The sequence below is a fragment of the Acidobacteriota bacterium genome, from assembly GCA_004299485.1.
GTDB lineage: Bacteria > Acidobacteriota > Terriglobia > Terriglobales > SCQP01 > SCQP01.
The window spans coordinates 111,722-130,701 of the sequence record SCQP01000014.1 but is presented as its reverse complement, the minus strand read 5'-3'; the positions used below and the strand labels follow the sequence as shown (position 1 = coordinate 130,701).

Here is an 18,980-nt window from a genome sequence, read left to right as displayed (position 1 = left end):
CAACCGATGGCGATTCAACCAGCCAGCACGATCTGCGGCTGAAACAGCGTCCCAGCGATGCGCCGGCCGATAGCCAGCAGGTTGCCATCCGGGCTGAAAGCGCGCACCCGCGGCGCCTTGCTGAACTCGGGTAGGTTCGCCGCCTGCCCGTGAAGCAGCCGCGCCGCAGCTTCCGGCGGCGCCACCACCGCCGGCATCTCCGGCAGCAATTGCAGCGCAGGCAATAACGCACCGGCAAGCGTTCCGGCTTCCGCCACGGCCGCCAGCTCCTCCAGCGTGTGGCTTTGCGCCAGCGTGAATTCGCCCACGCGCGTGCGCTCGAGTTCGGCCAGATGCGCGCCCACCCCTAACGCCTGACCCAAATCGTGTGCCAGCGAGCGGACATAGGTGCCCGCCGAGCAGACCACCCGAAACTCCATCCGGTCGCCCTCGAACCTCAGCAACTCGAAGGCTCGCACCTCAATCTGAACGGGCTTCAGTACTACCGGCTGCTCACGCCGCGCCAGCTTGTAGGCCGGCACCCCGTTCACCTTTTTGGCCGAAAACGGCGGCGGCGTCTGTTGGATACTGCCGCGAAAGCGCACGAGTACTGCCTCGATGGCTGCCGCCTCCGGCAGGGAACTGCTCGTCTCGCTCACCGTCGACCCCGCAGCGTCGTAGGTGTCTGTAGCAAATCCGAAACGGATCGCACCTTGATATTCCTTCTCCCGTCCCTGAAAGAACTGCGCCAGCCGCGTCAATCGCCCCAGCAGCAGCGGCAGCACCCCCGTTGCCGCCGGGTCCAGCGTGCCCAAATGCCCCACCGAGCGTTCCTGGCAAATGCGACGCACCCTCGCCACTACATCATGCGAGGTCAGCCCGGCTGGTTTGTTGACTATTAGAGCCCCCGTCAAGGGCTTGATCCTACCACGGAGCGGTGGTAGCTTGTGCTTATCCGGCAAGTTTACGGAGGATTTGGGATGGCAACCATGCAGTCCTCGGTTTTGGCGACGGGTTCCAAACAGCAACTGGCCGACGAGCACACCCTGCTCGACACGCAACTCGAACATCTCCACCAAAAGCGCTTCCTTACGCCGGAAGAAGAACTGGAAGCTATCCGATTAAAAAAACTCAAACTCCAAGTCAAAGACGCCATGCAGCGGCTATGATCGCGCCGCGCTGATGGCGGCAGCTTGGCGGAGCCCGGAGCGCCAGCGGGCGGACCCTGCCGGGATACGAAGCCCGCACTCCGAGCGACCAACGGGAGCGACAAGGGCAAAGTGGCGAACCACCGCTACAGCGCCGCGCTCATCACCAGCGCGGCCTCTTCCGGCATGCGGTAATACGCCGGCCGGCGCCCGCAGGGCGCAAACCCAAAGCCGCGATAGAACTCCTGCGCCAGCGCGTTACCCTCCCGTACTTCCAGAAACATCGTTCGCACGCCCCGCTCGCGCGCCAGCGTTCGCGCCGCCTCCAGCAACGCCGAGCCGATATGCAACCGGCGGAAGCTGGGCGACACCGCAATCGCCTGCAGCTCCGCCTGATCGGCCGCAAACTCCAGCACGCTGTAACCGACGCAGGTCTGGTCTGCAACATCGGCAACAAATGTCACCCGGGAAGGATGCGGCGCAAAATGCGCTGCTCCCCAGGCGCTCGCGCCGAAACAGGTCTGCGCCACGCTGACAATCGCGTCCACGTCGGCCGGCGTCGAACGCCGGATCTGGAAAACCGCAGTCTCTTCCATTACGTGCCCCAGCGCGCTCCCAGATAGCGCGCATCGAGCCTCAGCACATCATCGGCTGCCCCCGGCTGCCGCCGCCAGCGCGCCAGCGCCAGCCGCCCCACCGCTGGCGCCAGCCGGGGCTCGATGGCTTCGAGCACCGGCCAGCGCGCCGTTAGCGCCGCATCCGGCGTCACCGCCTTGCCTCTCCATTGCTCCAGTTTCGAGGCGAACGCCTCCGCTGCTTCCTCTTCTTCAACACCGTCCCGCCGCACATAGACCATATTCCGACCCGCATCCATCACCGCCAACGTGTGCTCGTCCTCGCTCGCGCCCGCTACCGCCTCCAGCGTTCCCACGGCAACCGCGGGCGTATGGTTCGTCTCCATCAGCGCCTTCACCGTCGCCAGCCCGATCCGGACTCCCGTGAACGAACCCGGCCCATCCGCCACGGCAAGCAAGCCCAATGCTGCCGGCCTCAGTCCCTGCGCCCGCAGCAGCCGCTCAATGGCTGGAATCAATGTGGCCGCGTACGCCCGCCCCTCCAGCCCCTCGCACCCCACGCATCTGTCTCCCTCGAATAGCGCCAGACTGCCGTGTTGCGATGCTGTTTCCAGCGCCAAGGTCCACATGGTTTGGGGGTCGTGCGAATGCCGAATGTTATGATTCTCGCATGGCGACCACCCGCCCGATGCGCACCGCCAGCCGGAAGACAGTACGCGCAGGCCGAGCTGGGGCTCTCGGGGCCTCCAGCTCGGCCGAGCGTCAAGCCGGGGTCAATGACGCAGTGCGTCGTTTACGGGCGCAGCCACGCCAGGCCCCGCGCCACTCAATCGACCTCGCCCGCATCGAGCGTGCCGTCCGCGAAATTATCATCGCCATCGGCGAAGATCCAGAACGCGAAGGCCTGCGACGCACCCCGCGCCGCATCGCTCGCTCTTATGCCGAACTGACCGCCGGTTTGCGCACGGACCCCCGCGTTTACCTCAAAACCATTTTCCACGTGAAGTACAACCAGATCGTTCTGCTGCGCAACATCCCCTTCCACTCCATTTGCGAGCATCACTTTCTGCCCTTCGTCGGCCACGCCCACGTCGCCTACCTGCCCGACAAACGCGTGGTCGGCCTCAGCAAGCTCGCCCGCGTGGTTGAAGCCTTTTCCCTCCGCCCCCAGGTCCAGGAGCGGCTCACCGACCAAATTGCCGATGCCATCATGGAGGGACTGCAGCCGCTCGGCGCCCTCGCCGTCCTCGAAGGCTCCCACACCTGCATGACCATCCGTGGCATCCAGAAGCCCGGCACCGCCATGGTGACCAGCGCCATCCGCGGCATCTTCGTCGAAAGCCAGGCCAGCCGCAATGAGGTCCTCAACCTCATCTACGGCTCCGCCGGCCTGTAATTCTGCACCACTGGCCAACCCTCCTTCGGCTTTTCACGTCTAACTATTCATAGCGGATCAGCGCCGGGCAGCCCGCCGGCCCCGCTCTGCCAGCGCGCCCCCGTGTGTGCCGCAGCCTCGTGGGTGCGCACCGCCGATCCAACAGTCAAGCTATGCCCGCCCCTCTCGCCGACCCCCAGACCCATCGATCGCCAGACCGACAGACCCTTCCTCTGTTCCATCTATTTTTCGGCATGTGCCACCCCATTCCAGCAAGAACTCCGGCAAACACGCCACTTTGCGATGCAAAGTGGCACACTTTGGAGCGCGAATGGAACAACCAATGGAACACCGCGCCGCACGGCTTGCGGCGGCTTGGAGGATCCCTGAGCGCCAGCGGGCGAACCCTGCCGGGAATCGGAGCCTGCCCTCCAAGCGACCAACGGGAGCGACCAGGGCAAAAAGTGGCGAGCCACCCATCGTAAAATAGAGCTGTGGCGAGCGTGACACAATCCAGCCTGGCCGATGCTGCCTTCCAGGCCCGCCTCGACGAGGGCATCAAGGTCGAACCGCGCGATCCCATGCCCGATGCCTATCGCAAGACCCTCATCCGCCAAATCTCGCAGCACGCCCACTCCGAAATCGTCGGCCAGCTCCCCGAGGGCAACTGGATCAACCGTGCCCCCACGCTCCAGCGCAAAGCCATCCTCCTGGCCAAAGTGCAGGACGAGTGCGGCCACGGCCTCTATCTGTACTGCGCCGCCGAGACCCTGGGCGTCGGACGCGCCCAACTCATTGACGACCTGCTCACCGGCAAAGCCAAGTATTCCAGCATCTTCAACTACCCCACGCTCACCTGGGCCGACATCGGCGCTGTCGGCTGGCTCGTCGACGGGGCCGCGATCATGAATCAAATCCCGCTCTGCCGCTGCTCCTACGGCCCCTATTCGCGGGCCATGATCCGCATCTGCAAAGAGGAGAGTTTTCACCAGCGCCAGGGCTTCGACATTTTGGTGAAGCTGTCTCAGGGAACCGCCGAGCAAAAAGCCATGGCGCAGGACGCCCTCAACCGCTGGTGGTGGCCTTCACTGATGATGTTCGGCCCGCCCGACGTCGCCTCGGCGCACTCGGCGCAGTCGATGGCCTGGAAGATCAAGCTCATCTCCAACGACGGCCTGCGCCAGAAGTTCATCGACCAGACCGTGCCCCAGGCCGATTACCTTGGCCTGCGCGTTCCCGATGAACAGCTCAAGTGGAACGAAGAGCGCGGCCATTACGACATCGGTCCCATTCCCTGGGAGGAGTTCAACCAGGTCATTCGCGGCCACGGCCCCTGCAACCGCGACCGCCTCGAAACCCGTCGCCGCGCGCACGAGGAAGGCGCCTGGGTCCGCGCCGCCCTTGACGCTCACGCCGCCAAACATGCTGGAGAGTAGCCATGCTTTATGAAGTGTTTATCCGCAGCCAGCACGGCGTGGCGCACAAGCACGTGGGCAGCCTCCACGCCCCCGACGCCGAAATTGCCATGAACAATGCGCGCGACATCTTCACCCGCCGCAACGAAGGCATCAGCATCTGGGTCGTCCCCTCGGAGGCGATCACCGCCAGCGCCCCCGGCGACAAACAACCCCTCTTCGACCCCGCCCAGACCAAGGTCTATCGCCATCCCGGCTTCTTCAAAGTCCCTCCCGAGGTCAAAAACATATGACCGCGCCGTTCGAGTTCTGTCTAAGGTTGGGCGATACGGACCTGATCCTGAGCCAACGCCTGGGCGAGTGGTGCGGCCACGGCCCAGTGCTGGAAGAGGACCTGGCGCTCGCCAACGTCGCTCTCGATCTCCTCGGCCAGGCGCGGCTCTGGCTCACGCTCGCGGGCGAGCGCGAAGGCTGCGGACGCAGTGAAGATCAGCTTGCCTACCTGCGCGACGCGGGTGCGTTCCGCAATCTGCTGCTGGTCGAACAGCCCAATGGCGATTACGCCCACACGATGACGCGGCAGTTCTTCTTTGACGCCTGGCACCTGCCCTTGCTGGAAACGCTCGGGTCGAGCTCCGATGCAGCCATAGCCGCCATCGCCGCCAAGGCCTCGCGCGAGGCCGCCTATCATCTGCGCCGCAGCCGCGACTGGATCATCCGCCTTGGCGATGGCACCGAAGAAAGCCACCGGCGCATGGAAACCGCCATCGCTGCCCTCTGGCCCCTCACCGGTGAAATGTTCGCCGCCGATGCGGTCGACAGCAGCGTGATCGATCTGGAAGCTCTGCGCCCGCGCTGGCAATCCGAAATTGAATCTACGTTTGCCCATGCGACCTTGGCCGTGCCCTCCGATGCCTGGATGCAGCACGGCGGCAAGCAAGGCGTTCATACCGAAAAACTCGGTACGCTGCTCGCCGAAATGCAGTTCCTGCAGCGCGCCTATCCGGGAGCGCAATGGTAGAGGTCGGGAAAATCCGCGAATGGCTCGAGGCTGTGCCCGACCCGGAGATCCCCGTGGTCTCGGTCGTGGACCTGGGCATCTTGCGCGATGCCGCCTGGCACGGCGACGAGCTGGAAGTTACCATCACGCCCACCTATTCCGGCTGCCCCGCCGTTGCCGTAATCGCCCACGATATCGAAGCCGCGCTGCACGCGCACGGTGTCGCGCGCGTCAAGCTGACCACCCGCCTCTCGCCGCCCTGGACCACCGACTGGCTCAGCCCGCAGGGCAGGGAAAAGCTGCACGGCTTCGGAATCGCCCCCCCGGAACTCAACGCCATCGCTCCGCGCGTGCATTGCCCACACTGTGGCTCCTCCCAGACCGAATGCGTCAGTGCCTTCGGCTCGACCCCTTGCAAGGCTCTCTACCGCTGCCGCGCCTGCCGTGAACCCTTCGACTACTTCAAACCCCTGCGATGAGCGTTTACCACCCTCTGCAGATCGCCGCGGTGACGCCCGAGACACGCGACGCGGTGACCGTCACCTTCGCCGTCCCGCCTGAACTGCACGACGCCTTCCGCTTCACCCAGGGCCAGCACCTCAACGTGCGTGCGCGCATCGAGGGCGAAGAGGTCCGCCGTTCCTATTCCATTTGCGAAGCCGTGCAGGCCGGCCGCTTGCGCATTCTGGTCAAGCGCCAGCCCGGCGGCGTGTTCTCAAATTGGGCCAACGATGCCCTGCAGGCCGGCCAAACTCTCGAGGTCATGCCGCCCGCGGGCCTGTTCCATATCCCTCTCGCGCCCGAGCGCCACGGCCGCTACCTGGCCATCGCGGCCGGCAGCGGCATCACGCCCGTACTTTCAATCCTCAAAACCACGCTTGCCGCCGAACCGCACAGCGACTTTACTCTCTTCTACGGTAACCGCGCCTCCAGCTCCATCCTGTTTCGGGAAGAGCTGGCCGATCTGAAAGACACCTACCTCAACCGCTTCAGCCTCGTGCACGTGATGACACGTGAGCATCAGGATCTCGATCTCCTCAATGGCCGCCTGACCGCCCAAAAATGCCAGGAGCTGCTGCGCTACTGGGGGCCGCTCGAGGCGATGGACTCAGTCTTCCTGTGCGGTCCGCATGAAATGAACCGCGAGCTGGCGCAGGCGTTCCAACAGGCTGGCTATCCAGCCGCGCGCATCAAGACCGAGCAGTTCGCCAGCAGCCAGCAGAAGCAGCCCCTGCGTGCGCTCAGGCCCGTGGCCGCGAAGCCGGAAACCACCCAGGTCATGCTGATCCTCGATGGCCGCCAGTACCAGTTCCCGATGGAGCGCGGCCGCGAAACCATCCTCGAAGCTGGCCTGCGTGCCGGCCTCGACCTGCGCTTTTCCTGCAAGAGTGGTGTTTGCGCCACCTGCCGTGCCAAACTGGTGTCGGGCGAGGTCGATATGGACGGTAATTTTGCTTTGGAAGATTACGAAGTCGCCCGCGGCTACGTCCTTACCTGCCAGAGCTATCCGGTCACGGAAAAGGTGACCGTGGATTTCGATCAGGATTAAGCAATGCCCCACCCACTGTTCGCCAAATATCAAGCCACGCTCGACGCCGCCGTCAAGGCGATTGAGGAGCGCGGCTACTGGTCACCCTTCGTCGAAATGCCCAGCGCCAAAGCCTATGGCGCCACCGCCAACGACGACGGCAAAGCCGCCTACGAGGCCCTGCTGCAAAAACCCTTCGCGCTCAAGGAGCCGGGAGACGGCAAAACTGTCGGCAACGAAGTCTCGCCCTTCGGCCCCAAACTCGGCATCCGCTATTCCCATGCCGACCCCGACGCGCTGGTTGCCGCCGCGGAAACGGCGATCACGTCGTGGAGACATGCTGGCCCCGAAGCCTGGGTCGGCGTCGCCCTGGAATCTCTGTTCCGCATCAATCAGCGCAGCTTCGAAATGGCCTACGCCATCATGCACACCACCGGTCAGGCCTTCATGATGGCCTTTCAGGCCGGCGGCCCGCATGCCCAGGACCGTGGTCTCGAAGCCGTCGCCTACGCCTGGCAGCAAATGCGCCGCGTGCCCTCGAGCGCCGTCTGGGAAAAACCGCAAGGCAAAAACCCGCCGCTCAAAATGGAAAAGCACTTCCGCATCGTGCCGCGCGGCGTCGCCCTGGTCATCGGCTGCAGCACCTTTCCTAACTGGAACGGCTACCCCGGCCTGTTCGCGAGTCTCGCCACCGGCAACGCCGTGATCGTGAAGCCGCATCCCGCCGTGATTCTGCCGCTGGCGCTGACCGTCCAGACCATCCGCGAGGTTTTGACCGAACAAGGTTTTGATCCCAATCTGGCGCTGCTGGCCGCCCACGCTGAAGGCGATGATATCCCCGAGCGGCTGGCGCTGAATCCGTCGGTTAAAGTCATCGACTTCACCGGCAGCCCGGCCAATGGCGAATGGCTGGAGCGCAACGCCCGCCAGGCCCTGGTGTTCACCGAAAAAGCCGGCGTCAATCCCATCGTGATTGACTCGACCGCAGATTTTTCCGGCCTCGCCAAAAACATCGCCTTCTCGCTGGCTCTCTATTCCGGCCAGATGTGTACCGCGCCGCAAAACATTTTCGTCCCCAGCGCCGGTATCAAGACGCCCGAAGGCCCCATGAGCTTCGACGCCGTGGCCGACGGCATCGCGCAGGCGCTGCACAAGCTGCTCAGCGATCCTGCCCGCGCCGTCGAAATTCTGGGCGCCATTCAAAGCCCGGCTATCCTCGCGCGCCTCGAAAAAGCCGCGCACGCAGGCGCGGTTTTACTGGCCAGCGAAACCATCGCCCATCCGCAGTTTCCCGAAGCGCGGGTGCGCACCCCGCTGCTGCTGCGCGCCGCCGCCAAAGACGAGGCCAGCTTCATGCATGAAATCTTCGGTCCCGTAGCCTTCGTGATTGCGACCGCCTCCACCGCCGAGAGCCTGGCCTTGGCTGGCCGTGGCGCCCGCGAACGCGGCGCGCTCACCTTCTCGGTCTACGCCACCGATCCCGCGGTGCTCGACCAGGCGCGCGACATCGCCGCTGATACCGGTGTCTCGCTTTCCGAAAACCTCACCGGCGGCGTCTACGTCAACCAGTCCGCCGCCTACAGCGATTTCCACGGCACCGGCGCCAATCCCTCCGCTAACGCCTCTCTCACCGATCCCGCCTTCGTCGCTGGCCGCTACCGCGTCACCCAAAGCCGCGCCCACATCTGATATGGCCTACGAGAATATTCTGGTCAGCAGGGAAGACCGCGTCGGCCTCATCACCCTGAACCGTCCCGCGGCGCTGAATGCGCTCTCCACCCCGCTCATGCGCGAAGTCGGTGAGGCGCTTGAAGCCTTCGAGTCCGACCCCGGCATCGGCGCCATCATCCTTACCGGCAACGAAAAGGCCTTTGCCGCCGGCGCCGACATCAAGGAAATGGCCGATGCCGGCTTCACCGACGTTTTCCTGGGTGATTTCCCCTCCGGCCGCGCCGCCGCCTGGAAGCATTTCGCAACCATCCGCAAGCCCATCATCGCTGCCGTCGCCGGCTACGCCCTCGGCGGAGGCTGCGAGCTGGCCATGGCCTGCGATCTCATCCTCGCCGCCGACACCGCCGTCTTCGGCCAACCCGAGATCAACCTCGCCACCATGCCCGGAGCCGGCGGCACCCAGCGCCTCACCCGCGCGGTGGGCAAATCAAAAGCCATGGAAATGTGCCTCGCCGGCCGCCGCATGGATGCCGCCGAAGCCGAACGCTCCGGTCTCGTGAGCCGCGTCGTACCAGCCGCGGAGCTCATGACCGAGGCCCGCAAAGTCGCCGCCAAAATCGCCTCGCTTTCGCTGCCCGCTGTAATGATGATCAAGGAATCAATCAACGCCGCCTACGAAATGCCGCTCGCCGAGGGTCTGCGTTTCGAACGCCGCGCCTTCCAGTCCACCTTCGCTACCGACGACCGCCGCGAGGGCATGGCGGCATTCGCGGAAAAGCGCAAGCCCAACTTCAAGCACCGCTGAATCTCGCCGCATGGAACCCTATCAGAACATCGTCTTCGAGCTGAGCGACGGCCGGGCCCGCATCACCCTCAACCGTCCCGACAAGCTCAACAGTTTCAACGAGGCCATGCATCTGGAGGTGCGCAACGCCATCGCCCGCGCCCGCGACGCCCACGCCCGCGTCCTCCTGCTCACCGGCGCCGGCCGCGGTTTTTGTGCCGGCCAGGACTTGGGCGATCGCGCCATGAAGCCCGGAGACGAGGGCGTCGATCTCGGCGCGTCGATCGAAAAGTTTTACGCGCCGCTGGTCCGCAGCCTGCGCGATCTGCCCCTGCCCGTCGTCTGCGCTGTCAACGGTATCGCCGCTGGCGCTGGCGTCAACCTCGCCCTCGCCTGCGACCTCGTGATCGCCACCCAATCGGCCTATTTTTACGAACCCTTTTGCAAATTGGGCCTCGTGCCCGACACCGGCGGAACCTACTTCCTGCCTCGTCTCGTGGGCACGGCGCGGGCTATGGCCATGACCCTGCTGGGTGAGCGTATCTCCGCCGATCAGGCCGCAGCCTGGGGTCTGATCTGGCGTTCAGTGCCCGACGCCGACTTCGCCACCGCCGTCGACACCCTCATCCTCCAGCTCGCGCAAGCACCCACGCGCGGCCTGGCAGCGATTAAATATGCACTTTATAGTTCGGCCTCCAACTCGTTGGATCAACAGCTAGATATGGAACGCGATCTGAACCGCGAGTTAGGCCACAGCGCCGACTACGCCGAGGGCGTTGCCGCTTTCCTGGAAAAGCGTCCGCCGAGGTTCACCGGCCAATGAAGGTGAGCATTGTGGGCGCGGGAGCGATGGGCTCCGGCATCGCGCAGGTCGCCGCCGCCGCCGGCGAGTCCGTGCTGCTGTTTGATACCCGCACCGGCGCGGCAGAGGCCGCCCTCGGCTCCATTCGCAAGCGCTTCGAACAGCTTGCCTCAAAGGGCAGGATGACCGCTGCCGATGCCGCCGCCGCGTCGCAGCGGCTGGCCGCCGCGACCGCGCTTTCGGATTTTGCGAATGCCGGCCTGGTCATCGAAGCCGTCATCGAAGACCTGGCCGTCAAGCGCCAACTCTTCCAATCGCTCGACGCCATCGTCGCCGCCGATTGCCTGCTCGCCACCAATACCTCCTCGCTCTCGCTCGCCGCCATCGCCACCGCGCTGCGCGCGCCCGAACGCCTCGTGGGCATGCACTTCTTCAACCCCGCGCCACTCATGGCGCTGGTCGAAGTTGTCGGCAGCGTCGTCACCGCCCCTGCCGCGCTCGATGCCATCGAGCGCCTTGCCGTCGGCTGGGGAAAATCGCCGGTGCGCGTGCGCGCCACCCCCGGCTTCATCGTGAATCGCGTCGCGCGACCCTACTATGCCGAAGGCCTGCGGCTGCTCGCCGAGCAAGCCACCGATCCGGCCACGCTCGATGCCTTGCTGCGCGACGCTGGTGGCTTCCGCATGGGCCCCTGCGAGCTGACCGACCTGATCGGCCAGGACGTCAACTTTGCCGTCACCTGTTCCGTCTTCCACGCCTACTTCGGCGATCCGCGCTTTCAGCCTTCGCTCGTGCAGCAGGAGCTGGTCGAAGCTGGCTGGCTCGGCCGCAAGTCTGGCCGCGGTTTTTTCCGCTATGGCGAGAGTGCCGCGCCGCCGCAGCCTCAGGTCGAGCCCCCGCATCCCAAACCTGATCGCATCGCCATCGCCGGCACACCCGGCAGCGACGCTCTGACGGATGCGCTCGCCGCCCGCATCGGAGCCGCCGGCATCAACGTCACCCGCGAGCCTCGCTTGCCCACTGATACGCTGCTCCAGGTCACCGATGGCCGTACCGCGCTCGAGTGTGAGCTGGCGGCTGGGGATCAGCCGCAACCCACCGTCGTCGCCGATCTCGCTCTGGATTACGGCACGGTGAAGCGGTTGGCGCTGGCCGTCTCGCCCCATTGCGGCCCCGGCGCCTGGGCCTCGGTCGCTGGCGCCTTGCAAGCCGCCGGCATCGCCGTCGTGCGGCTGCGCGATCTGCCCGCCCTCGCCGTCATGCGGACCGTCGCCATGCTCGCCAATGAAGCCGCCGATGCCGTACACTTCGGCGTCGCCGATGCCACCAGCGTCGACCTGGCCATGCGCAAAGGCGTGAACTATCCTCTGGGGCCGCTGGAATGGGCGCACAAGATCGGTCTGTCCCGCATCCATGCCGTCCTCGCTGCGCTTGGCGCCTTCTATGGCGAAGACCGCTACCGCATCTCGCCCTTCCTCCGCCAACAGGTACTATCCGGCCGTTTTCATGTCCACGAGTGAACTTTTCGACCGCGACCGCGCCTCCCAGGCGCTCGGCATGGAGCTGCTCGAAGTGCGCCCCGGCTACGCCCGCGTCCGCATGCGCGTCACCGCCGCAATGCTCCAGGGCCATAATACCTGCCACGGCGGCTATGTCTTCACGCTGGCCGATTCGACCTTTGCTTTCGCCTGCAACAGCCACGGCTACGCCGCGGTCGCCTCCGGCTGCTCCATCGAGTATCTCCGCCCCGTACTGCTGGATGAGCTGCTCACCGCCGAGGCCGTCGAAACCGCGCTCGTCGGACGCAGCGGGGTCTACGAGGTTTCCGTAGCCAATCAGGCCGGCGAAGTGGTCGCTCTGTTTCGCGGCCGCTCCCGTCGTGTGAACTCTGCGTAGGCATCCAACCGGCGAGTATGCCGGACGAAGTGCCGCCTTCCGATGCAACGATATCCACTCCCGCTGAGCGCAAGCAGGTTGAGGAGCGCGAGGCGATTGGCGCCAACGTCGTCTACGAGACTATCCGGCGCGAGGGCGATGCCGAGCTCAACCGAAGCTGGCAAGCCCTCGCCTGGTCAGCACTGGCTGCCGGTCTATCCATGGGTTTTTCGCTGGTGGCCGAAGGTCTGTTGGTCGCGCATTTGCCCCACCGCGCCTGGGCGCCGCTTATCACCCGCTTTGGCTACTGCCTGGGCTTCCTCATCGTCGTCCTCGGACGGCAGCAGCTTTTCACCGAGAACACCCTCACCTCCGTTTTGCCGCTCCTGATCCGCAAAGACCGCAAAACGCTCATCGCGATGCTGCGTCTCTGGGGTATTGTCTTGCTGCTCAATCTGATCGGCACCTTCCTGTTTGCGCTGATCGTCGGCCGCACGGGCATGTTCGATCCCATCGTGCATCAGGCGTTTTTGCAGATTGGCCGCAGCCACCTCGGCCTGGGCTTCGGCGTTGCGCTCTGGCGCGCCATCTTCGCGGGCTGGCTCATCGCCCTGATGGTCTGGCTCCTGCCCAGCGCCCAAACCGGCCGCGTGCCCATCATCATCATCATCACCTACATCATTGGCCTCGGCTCGTTCAATCACATCATCGCGGGTTCAACTGCGATGTTCTACCTGGTGGTGACCCGCGAGATTTCGCCCGGTCATTACTTCAGCGCGTTCTTCCTGCCGACCGTCGTCGGCAATATCATCGGCGGCGTCGCCCTGGTCGCTGCCCTCGGCTACGCCCAGCTCGCCGCCCACCACCGCTCCCCCGGCACGGAACCCAGTGGGACTAAATCGGCCTAAAATAGTCCCATGAGAACACACTTGGATATCGACGAAGACCTGCTTCGAACTGCGGTCGAGCTCGGCGGGTGCAAGAACCGGACCGAAGCGGTTCGCGCGGCTCTTCAGGCATACGTCAGAAAAATGGCGGGGCGAAGATTGCTCGAGCTCCGCGGCAAGGTGAAGTGGGAGGGCGATCTGGACGAGTTGCGGCGGGACCGGTTCAAGCGATGAGGGAGCTGGTCCTGCCCGACACGTCTGTATGGATCGACTTTTTTCGTAACCGCGACTCCACAGCAGTGGCGCGCCTCAGCCGGGAGCTGAAGAGCGCGGAGCATTTGGTGGTGGCCAGTATCGTGATGGGCGAGGTGTTTTGCGGAGCCGAAGGCGCGCAGGCGATGGGAATCCGGGCACAAATGGCGGAACTCAGACCAGCTCCAGAATTGGATCGTTGGGACTTTGTAGCCGCTGCGGAGCTTTTTGTACAAGCTCGCCACAGCGGGCGGAGCGTTCGCGGCTACGTCGACTGCCTCATAGCTCAGACATGTATACGCTGGGGATATGCGCTGTTGACCTCCGACCGCGATTTCACCTCGATTGCTGCCGTGGCGCCACTGCGTTTGTTAACCTGAAATACGATGACCGAAGCTCTCCTTTGTGATGCCGTGCGCACGCCGTTCGGCCGCTATGGCGGCGCGCTGGCGCCGGTGCGCACCGATGACCTGGCCGCGCACCCGATCCGCGAGCTGCTGCGGCGCAACTCCGGCCTGGACCCCGCCGCGGTCGAGGACGTGCTCTATGGTTGCGCCAACCAGGCGGGCGAGGACAACCGCAACGTCGCCCGCATGGCCGCGCTGCTGGCGGGCTTGCCGGTGGTCGTGGCCGGCGTCACGCTCAACCGCCTCTGCGGCTCCAGCCTGGATGCCCTGGCGCAGGCCGCGCGCGCCATCAAGTGCGGCGAGGCCGAAGTGATGATTGCCGGTGGCGTCGAGAGTATGTCGCGCTCACCCTTCGTGTTGGGCAAGGCCGAAACTGCTTTTAGCCGCTCCGCTTCGATTTTCGACACTACCATCGGCTGGCGCTTCGTGAACCCGGCGCTGCATGCGCAGTACGGCAGCGACTCCATGCCCCAGACCGGCGAAAACGTGGCCGAACAATTCCACATCAGCCGCGAAGATCAGGACAAATTCGCCTGCGCCACCCAGCACAAATGGAAGCGCGCGCACGACAGTGGCTTCTTCAAATCGGAAGTCATGCCCGTCCCGGTCCCGCAGCGCAAAGGCGAGCCGCATATTGTCGATACCGACGAGCATCCACGTCCCGATTCAACCCTCGCTGCCCTCGCCAAGCTCAAGCCCATTGTCAAGCCCACAGGCACCATCACCGCCGGCAACGCCAGCGGCGTCAATGACGGTGCCGTCGCCCTGCTGCTGGCTTCGCCCGCAGCCGTCAAGCGTTTTAACTTGCACCCGCTGGCGCGCGTCGTCTCCAGCGCCGTCGCCGGGGTCGAGCCGCGCATCATGGGCATGGGCCCGGCGCCGGCGACGCGCAAGGTGCTGGCCCGCGCCGGCCTGACACTCGATCAAATGGACGTCATTGAGCTCAACGAAGCCTTCGCATCGCAATCGCTCGCCGTGCTGCGCGATCTGGGCCTGGCCGGCGACGACCCGCGCGTGAATCCCAACGGCGGCGCTATCGCCATCGGCCACCCGCTCGGCGCCAGCGGCGGCCGCCTGGCCGCGACAGCAACCTACCAGCTCCAGCGCACCGGCGGCCGCTTCGCCCTCTGTACTATGTGCATCGGCGTCGGCCAGGGCATCGCCACCATCCTCGAGCGGGTCTAAGCCGGAACTGACTTTGCTTCCCTTTGGTAGACGACTTCGCCGTTGCAGATGGTCAATTCGACCTGAACGTCGCGGATATGCCCGGCGTCGAGCACGAAAATGTCGCTGGACAAAACCACCAGGTCTGCGAGTTTCCCGGGGCTCAAGGTTCCCTTGACACTTTCTTCACCAGAGGCGAAGGCGGATCCGCTGGTATAGCCGTGGAGCGCCTCTGTCAGTGTGATCGCCTGTTCCGGGTGCCAGGTTTCCTGGCTGGCGCCGGTCACGCGGCGGGTCACAGCAGCGTAGAGCCCGGCGAGAGGATCGAGAGGTGCAACGAACCAATCGGAACCGCAGGCGAGGCGGGCGCCGGCGTCCAGCAGCGAGCGAAAGGCGTAGGTGCCTTTGGCACGCTCGGGTCCGATATGCGCTTCCGCCCAGCGGGCGTCGTCCATGCAGTGATAGGGCTGCACCGAGGCGATAACACCGAGTTCGGCAAAGCGGCCGATGTCGTCCGGATGGAGATGTTGCGCGTGTTCGATGCGCCAACGGCGGTCGCGGTAGCCCTCGCTGGTGGCAAGCGCCGCATACATATCGAGAACGGTGCGGTTGGCGCGATCGCCAATGGCATGCACCGCCAGACGCAAGCCGGCGCGATCCGCGTCGAACAAGTTGCGCAGCATGGTTTTTGGATCGGACATTTCCTCGCTCGGCAAGCCGCGCCAGCCGGGCCGATGGCTGTAGTCGTCGAGGAACCAGGCAGTGGAAGAGCCCAGGCCGCCATCGGAAAAGCTCTTAATCGCATCCACGCGAAGTTTCTGCCCGGCAGCGGTAGAGAGCGCGGCGTCCAGGTGTTCGCGGAACTCCGGCAGCGGAAGATGGAAGGAAACCCGCATTTGCAGTTCGCCGCTGTGCAGCAAGTCCTGATAGACCTGCAGGATTCGGCCGGTGAGGGCGAGGCGTTGCGAGCCGACGACGCCCATATCCTGAATGCTGGTGACGCCGTGGGTGAGGGCGTGGCGCTGGGCGGCGAGCAGTGCGCCGCGAACCTGTTTTACCGAAGGAACCGGGATGGCACGCTCGACGAGGGTCTGGGCAGCTTCCATGAGGACGCCGGTGGCGCGGCCTTGCGCGTCGCGCACGATAACGCCGCCGGGGACGTCGGGAGTGCTTTCGGCACGTGCCAGGCGCAGCGCCAGGGAATTGGCAAACGACATGTGGCCGGCCATGCCGCGCACAAAAACGGGATGGCGAGGCGTTACATCATCAACCAGGTCACGCGTAGGCAACTCCGGCTGTTCCCAGTTCGCTTCGTCCCAGAAGCCGCCGAGAATCCACTCGCCCTCAGGGACCGATTTGGCGAACGCAGCGAGGCGGTCACGAAATTCTTCGGCGCTGCGTGCCGTACGCAGTTGGACGCCGGCAAGACCGGCGCCGCCCATGTAGAAGTGGACGTGAGCATCGTTGAATCCTGGCAGCACACGGCGTCCGGCCAGGTCGAGGCGCGGGCAACCCGCCGGCGCCAGGGATTCGATTTCCGCGTTAGTGCCCAGCGCGGCGATGGTGGTTCCAGCGATGGCGAGCGCTTCGGCGTGCGGTTGCGAAAGGCTGCCGGTCCAGACGTTGCCATGGAGCAGGATGAGGGTTATTTCGTCGCCCATGAAAGGTATCGTGCCAGTGCCCGGCGGGGGGAGGGAAGTCCTCACTTGACAATCGGTAGTTCGATTGCGACAGGGCGGCGCGGACGTCGCCAGGCGAGAAACACCGGCAATCCGATCAACACCAGCGTCAGGCCGGCGCCGGCGTAGACCGGTTCAAAGCGCAGAATCTGAAAATCGAACCACGCGGCCGCCAGGATGTACAGGGCGGGCAGTACCGGATAGCCGAGTGCGCGGTAGGGACGCGGCATATCGGGCCGTTTCCAGCGCAGGGCGAATAGGCCGGCGACGGTCAGGATGTAAAACAGAAAAATCGGAAACATTACAAATTCGAGCAATTGCGTATAGGTGCCGGAAAGACATAACAGCGACGCCCACACACCCTGTGCCACCAAGGCAAAGGTTGGAACACGGCGCTCGGGATGGAGCCTCGCCATGCGGCGAAAGAAGACGCCATCCTTGGCCATGGCGTAGTAGACGCGGGCGCCGCCCATGATCTGGCCGTTCATGCACCCAAAACAGGAAATCACGATGGCCGCGGCCATGACAACCACGCCGTGATGGCCCAGCAAGACGGAGATCATGGCGGTCGCCACGCGATCTTCGGTGGCGTGCTGGATGCCGCGCGCGGACGTGGTCAGCGCGTTGGCATGCCCGGCCAGCGGCAGGACGTTGAGATAGGCAAGATTGGCCAGCAAGTAGAGGGCGGTGACGATGCCCGTGCCAAGGATCAGAGACAGAGGAATATTGCGCTGGGGCGAGCGGGTTTCGCCGGCGGTGAAGGTGACCGTGTTCCAGGCGTCGGAGGAAAACAGGGAGCCGATCATGGCCACGAAGATCAGGGTGAGGGTGGTGACCATGAAGTGCCGGTCACCGAGCTGGAGCAGATGCGGTTCGGTCCAGCGAATGCCCGACCAGAAGTGAGCGAAATTGGCATGGACCGCGGCCGGTACGCGAATGAGGAATAAGCCGATGGCGATAATGGCGGCAAGGGCCAGCACCTTCAGCGCCGTGAAAACATTCTGGATCCAGGCACCGGTCCGGACGCCGCGCGTGTTTGACCAGGTAAGCAGGGCGATGCAGGCAATGGCGGCGAGTTCGACCGTGTTGACTCCGAAGTGCAGCGGTCCCCAGTCGCCCCAGTGAAACAACCAATGGGAAGACGATACCGAGGGGAAAATGTTGCCCAGAAAGATGGCCAGCGCCATAGCGACCGCGGCAATGGCGCCGGTCTGAATCGCCCAGAAATCGGTCCATCCGTAGAGGTAGCCGAAGATCGGACCCAGCGCTTCGCGCAAATAGACGTATTGGCCGCCGGCAGCGGGCATGGCGGCGGCCAGCTCTCCGTAGCAAAGCGCCGCGGCCATGCTCATGAGTCCGGTAATGAGCCAGACCAAAAGCAGCAGCGCGGCGGAATTGACCTCGCGGGCGATTTCAGCCGAGACGAGGAAGATGCCCGAGCCGATCATCGAACCCATGACGATGGCCGTGGCGCTGACGAGGCCCAGGCGTTGTGCCAGGGCTGGGGCGGAGGAAGAGCTGGGCATGTTGGACCAATTAGATCACCTCTGTGTTATACTCCGGCGCGAAAGCTACTCTCTTCATGCGGACCGGCGAAGGATAACGAAAATGCGACAGCTTCCTGCGCTCGATTCAATCGATTTAGGCGGCGCGCCGCTGCTGAGCTTCGCGCGAGTGCCGGAGACCAGTGCCTCGTGGCAGCCACACGTGCACAACGTGGATGAGTTGATCTATTCGCCACGCGGAGTGCTGGTGGCGAAAACGGCTACGCAATGCTGGGTGCTGCCGCCGCTGCGGGCGTTGTGGCTGCCCGCAGGAACGGTACACGAGGTGCAGTGCGGGGCGGGGATGGCTATCGTTTGCCTGTACCTGGCGGGCGGCTACGTCGGACTGGAACGGCGGCCGGAACTGATGGAGGTTTCTCCACTGCTGCGGCAGTTGATTGTGCGGGCCTCGGAATGGGCGGTGCCCGGCACGGATCCGAAGCACTTGCGTATCACTGAGGTGATCCGGGATGAAATGGAGGTTGCGCGGCCGGTACCGGCATTGGATATGATCGTGCCCAACGATCCGCGCGCGCGACGGGTGGCGGCGGCATTGGCCAACCTTGAGCAGGCGGAGGATTCGCTGGATGCTATTTGCCACGAGGCGGGCGCGAGCCGGCGGACGATAGAGCGGCTGTTCCGGCAGGACACGGGACTGAGCCTGGGGCAGTGGCGCACGCGCGCGCGCGTGCAACGCAGCCTGGATATGCTGGAGCGGGGCGAGAAGATGACGTTTACGGCAGCCGAAGTCGGCTACAGCACCCCGAGCGCGTTCATTGCCTCGTTCAAGCGCCTGCTGGGCACCACCCCCGGCCAGTACCTGCGTTCGAAGTCCTGACCTGTTCCCGCTATCGATTGGCGCGGGCGCAGAATCTGACGGCGGCTGGGCGTGCTG

General features: G+C 64.7%; 22 protein-coding genes. 17 read left to right on the top strand and 5 right to left on the bottom strand.

The window, feature by feature from the left end:
• Nucleotides 1-14: 14 nt before the first annotated feature.
• Complete coding sequence (gene truB, locus EPN33_09420; GenBank protein ID TAN21870.1) at nt 15-893, bottom strand: tRNA pseudouridine(55) synthase TruB; 879 nt, start codon at nt 891-893, stop codon at nt 15-17.
• 66 nt (nt 894-959) lie between these two features.
• Here truB and EPN33_09415 point away from each other — a divergent pair, with 66 nt between their 5' ends.
• The gene (locus tag EPN33_09415) at nt 960-1,148 is read left to right on the top strand and encodes a DUF465 domain-containing protein (GenBank protein TAN21869.1); all 189 of its coding nucleotides are present in this window, start codon (nt 960-962) and stop codon (nt 1,146-1,148) included.
• Between the two features lie 125 nt (nt 1,149-1,273).
• On the opposite strand, the gene rimI is transcribed toward EPN33_09415, so the two are convergent.
• Both rimI and tsaB read right to left on the bottom strand, forming a co-directional pair.
• Nucleotides 1,274-1,723: a ribosomal-protein-alanine N-acetyltransferase gene (rimI, locus tag EPN33_09410; GenBank protein ID TAN21868.1), complete on the bottom strand. Its 450-nt coding sequence runs from the start codon at nt 1,721-1,723 to the stop codon at nt 1,274-1,276.
• Nucleotides 1,723-2,331 (bottom strand): tRNA (adenosine(37)-N6)-threonylcarbamoyltransferase complex dimerization subunit type 1 TsaB, encoded by a 609-nt coding sequence (tsaB, locus tag EPN33_09405; protein ID TAN21867.1) that lies wholly within the window; start codon nt 2,329-2,331, stop codon nt 1,723-1,725. The genes rimI and tsaB overlap by 1 nt, the downstream gene beginning before the upstream one ends.
• Before the next feature lie 59 nt (nt 2,332-2,390).
• Between tsaB and folE the strand changes: the two genes are divergently transcribed.
• From folE to pcaF, 15 genes are all read left to right on the top strand, one after another.
• A complete protein-coding gene (folE, locus tag EPN33_09400; protein TAN22160.1) occupies nt 2,391-3,098 on the top strand; it encodes a GTP cyclohydrolase I FolE in 708 nt (235 codons plus the stop codon).
• 473 nt (nt 3,099-3,571) lie between these two features.
• Entirely contained in the window at nt 3,572-4,513 is a 942-nt protein-coding gene (locus EPN33_09395; protein ID TAN21866.1) for a 1,2-phenylacetyl-CoA epoxidase subunit A, read from the top strand.
• A 2-nt stretch (nt 4,514-4,515) separates the two neighbouring features.
• Nucleotides 4,516-4,785, top strand: a complete 270-nt coding sequence (locus EPN33_09390) for a 1,2-phenylacetyl-CoA epoxidase subunit B (GenBank protein ID TAN21865.1) — start codon at nt 4,516-4,518, stop codon at nt 4,783-4,785.
• Complete coding sequence (gene paaI, locus EPN33_09385) at nt 4,782-5,513, top strand: phenylacetate-CoA oxygenase subunit PaaI (protein ID TAN21864.1); 732 nt, start codon at nt 4,782-4,784, stop codon at nt 5,511-5,513. Before EPN33_09390 ends, paaI (EPN33_09385) begins: the two co-directional genes overlap by 4 nt.
• On the top strand, nt 5,507-5,971 hold the full coding sequence (paaJ, locus tag EPN33_09380) for a phenylacetate-CoA oxygenase subunit PaaJ (protein ID TAN21863.1): 465 nt from the start codon (nt 5,507-5,509) through the stop codon (nt 5,969-5,971). Before paaI (EPN33_09385) ends, paaJ begins: the two co-directional genes overlap by 7 nt.
• Complete coding sequence (gene paaK, locus EPN33_09375) at nt 5,968-7,041, top strand: phenylacetate-CoA oxygenase/reductase subunit PaaK (GenBank protein TAN21862.1); 1,074 nt, start codon at nt 5,968-5,970, stop codon at nt 7,039-7,041. The genes paaJ and paaK overlap by 4 nt, the downstream gene beginning before the upstream one ends.
• A gap of 3 nt (nt 7,042-7,044) precedes the next feature.
• Nucleotides 7,045-8,709 (top strand): phenylacetic acid degradation protein PaaN, encoded by a 1,665-nt coding sequence (gene paaN / locus EPN33_09370; GenBank protein ID TAN21861.1) that lies wholly within the window; start codon nt 7,045-7,047, stop codon nt 8,707-8,709.
• A gap of 1 nt (nt 8,710) precedes the next feature.
• On the top strand, nt 8,711-9,496 hold the full coding sequence (locus tag EPN33_09365) for an enoyl-CoA hydratase (protein TAN21860.1): 786 nt from the start codon (nt 8,711-8,713) through the stop codon (nt 9,494-9,496).
• A 10-nt stretch (nt 9,497-9,506) separates the two neighbouring features.
• Nucleotides 9,507-10,298, top strand: a complete 792-nt coding sequence (locus EPN33_09360; GenBank protein ID TAN21859.1) for a 2-(1,2-epoxy-1,2-dihydrophenyl)acetyl-CoA isomerase — start codon at nt 9,507-9,509, stop codon at nt 10,296-10,298.
• On the top strand, nt 10,295-11,797 hold the full coding sequence (locus EPN33_09355) for a 3-hydroxyacyl-CoA dehydrogenase (protein TAN21858.1): 1,503 nt from the start codon (nt 10,295-10,297) through the stop codon (nt 11,795-11,797). Before EPN33_09360 ends, EPN33_09355 begins: the two co-directional genes overlap by 4 nt.
• On the top strand, nt 11,721-12,173 hold the full coding sequence (gene paaI / locus EPN33_09350) for a hydroxyphenylacetyl-CoA thioesterase PaaI (protein ID TAN21857.1): 453 nt from the start codon (nt 11,721-11,723) through the stop codon (nt 12,171-12,173). Before EPN33_09355 ends, paaI (EPN33_09350) begins: the two co-directional genes overlap by 77 nt.
• Nucleotides 12,174-12,190: 17 nt before the next feature.
• Nucleotides 12,191-13,060: a formate/nitrite transporter family protein gene (locus tag EPN33_09345; GenBank protein ID TAN21856.1), complete on the top strand. Its 870-nt coding sequence runs from the start codon at nt 12,191-12,193 to the stop codon at nt 13,058-13,060.
• A 9-nt stretch (nt 13,061-13,069) separates the two neighbouring features.
• Complete coding sequence (locus tag EPN33_09340; GenBank protein TAN21855.1) at nt 13,070-13,273, top strand: type II toxin-antitoxin system VapB family antitoxin; 204 nt, start codon at nt 13,070-13,072, stop codon at nt 13,271-13,273.
• Complete coding sequence (locus tag EPN33_09335) at nt 13,270-13,671, top strand: PIN domain nuclease (protein ID TAN21854.1); 402 nt, start codon at nt 13,270-13,272, stop codon at nt 13,669-13,671. Before EPN33_09340 ends, EPN33_09335 begins: the two co-directional genes overlap by 4 nt.
• 6 nt (nt 13,672-13,677) lie before the next feature.
• Nucleotides 13,678-14,883 carry a 3-oxoadipyl-CoA thiolase gene (gene pcaF, locus EPN33_09330; protein ID TAN21853.1) on the top strand — a complete coding sequence of 402 codons (1,206 nt, stop codon included), beginning with the start codon at nt 13,678-13,680 and terminating at the stop codon, nt 14,881-14,883.
• Here pcaF and EPN33_09325 read toward each other — a convergent pair.
• Both EPN33_09325 and EPN33_09320 read right to left on the bottom strand, forming a co-directional pair.
• A complete protein-coding gene (locus EPN33_09325; GenBank protein ID TAN21852.1) occupies nt 14,880-16,523 on the bottom strand; it encodes an amidohydrolase in 1,644 nt (547 codons plus the stop codon). The genes pcaF and EPN33_09325 overlap by 4 nt on opposite strands.
• 41 nt (nt 16,524-16,564) lie before the next feature.
• On the bottom strand, nt 16,565-18,067 hold the full coding sequence (locus EPN33_09320) for an amino acid permease (GenBank protein ID TAN21851.1): 1,503 nt from the start codon (nt 18,065-18,067) through the stop codon (nt 16,565-16,567).
• Between EPN33_09320 and EPN33_09315 the strand changes: the two genes are divergently transcribed.
• On the top strand, nt 17,973-18,923 hold the full coding sequence (locus tag EPN33_09315; protein ID TAN21850.1) for an AraC family transcriptional regulator: 951 nt from the start codon (nt 17,973-17,975) through the stop codon (nt 18,921-18,923). The genes EPN33_09320 and EPN33_09315 overlap by 95 nt on opposite strands.
• Nucleotides 18,924-18,980: the final 57 nt, after the last annotated feature.

Bases quoted from the DNA above. Each gene is read 5' to 3' on its own strand.
- EPN33_09415 (TAN21869.1), top strand. From the start codon at position 960: ATGGCAACCATGCAGTCCTCGGTTTTGGCGACGGGTTCCAAACAGCAA.
- rimI (TAN21868.1), bottom strand. From the start codon at position 1,723: ATGGAAGAGACTGCGGTTTTCCAGATCCGGCGTTCGACGCCGGCCGAC.
- tsaB (TAN21867.1), bottom strand. From the start codon at position 2,331: ATGTGGACCTTGGCGCTGGAAACAGCATCGCAACACGGCAGTCTGGCG.
- folE (TAN22160.1), top strand. From the start codon at position 2,391: ATGCGCACCGCCAGCCGGAAGACAGTACGCGCAGGCCGAGCTGGGGCT.
- EPN33_09390 (TAN21865.1), top strand. From the start codon at position 4,516: ATGCTTTATGAAGTGTTTATCCGCAGCCAGCACGGCGTGGCGCACAAG.
- paaI (TAN21864.1), top strand. From the start codon at position 4,782: ATGACCGCGCCGTTCGAGTTCTGTCTAAGGTTGGGCGATACGGACCTG.
- paaJ (TAN21863.1), top strand. From the start codon at position 5,507: ATGGTAGAGGTCGGGAAAATCCGCGAATGGCTCGAGGCTGTGCCCGAC.
- paaK (TAN21862.1), top strand. From the start codon at position 5,968: ATGAGCGTTTACCACCCTCTGCAGATCGCCGCGGTGACGCCCGAGACA.
- paaN (TAN21861.1), top strand. From the start codon at position 7,045: ATGCCCCACCCACTGTTCGCCAAATATCAAGCCACGCTCGACGCCGCC.
- EPN33_09365 (TAN21860.1), top strand. From the start codon at position 8,711: ATGGCCTACGAGAATATTCTGGTCAGCAGGGAAGACCGCGTCGGCCTC.
- EPN33_09360 (TAN21859.1), top strand. From the start codon at position 9,507: ATGGAACCCTATCAGAACATCGTCTTCGAGCTGAGCGACGGCCGGGCC.
- EPN33_09355 (TAN21858.1), top strand. From the start codon at position 10,295: ATGAAGGTGAGCATTGTGGGCGCGGGAGCGATGGGCTCCGGCATCGCG.
- paaI (TAN21857.1), top strand. From the start codon at position 11,721: ATGGCGAAGACCGCTACCGCATCTCGCCCTTCCTCCGCCAACAGGTAC.
- EPN33_09345 (TAN21856.1), top strand. From the start codon at position 12,191: ATGCCGGACGAAGTGCCGCCTTCCGATGCAACGATATCCACTCCCGCT.
- EPN33_09340 (TAN21855.1), top strand. From the start codon at position 13,070: ATGAGAACACACTTGGATATCGACGAAGACCTGCTTCGAACTGCGGTC.
- EPN33_09335 (TAN21854.1), top strand. From the start codon at position 13,270: ATGAGGGAGCTGGTCCTGCCCGACACGTCTGTATGGATCGACTTTTTT.
- pcaF (TAN21853.1), top strand. From the start codon at position 13,678: ATGACCGAAGCTCTCCTTTGTGATGCCGTGCGCACGCCGTTCGGCCGC.
- EPN33_09325 (TAN21852.1), bottom strand. From the start codon at position 16,523: ATGGGCGACGAAATAACCCTCATCCTGCTCCATGGCAACGTCTGGACC.
- EPN33_09315 (TAN21850.1), top strand. From the start codon at position 17,973: ATGCCCGAGCCGATCATCGAACCCATGACGATGGCCGTGGCGCTGACG.
- EPN33_09320 (TAN21851.1), bottom strand. From the start codon at position 18,067: ATGCCCAGCTCTTCCTCCGCCCCAGCCCTGGCACAACGCCTGGGCCTC.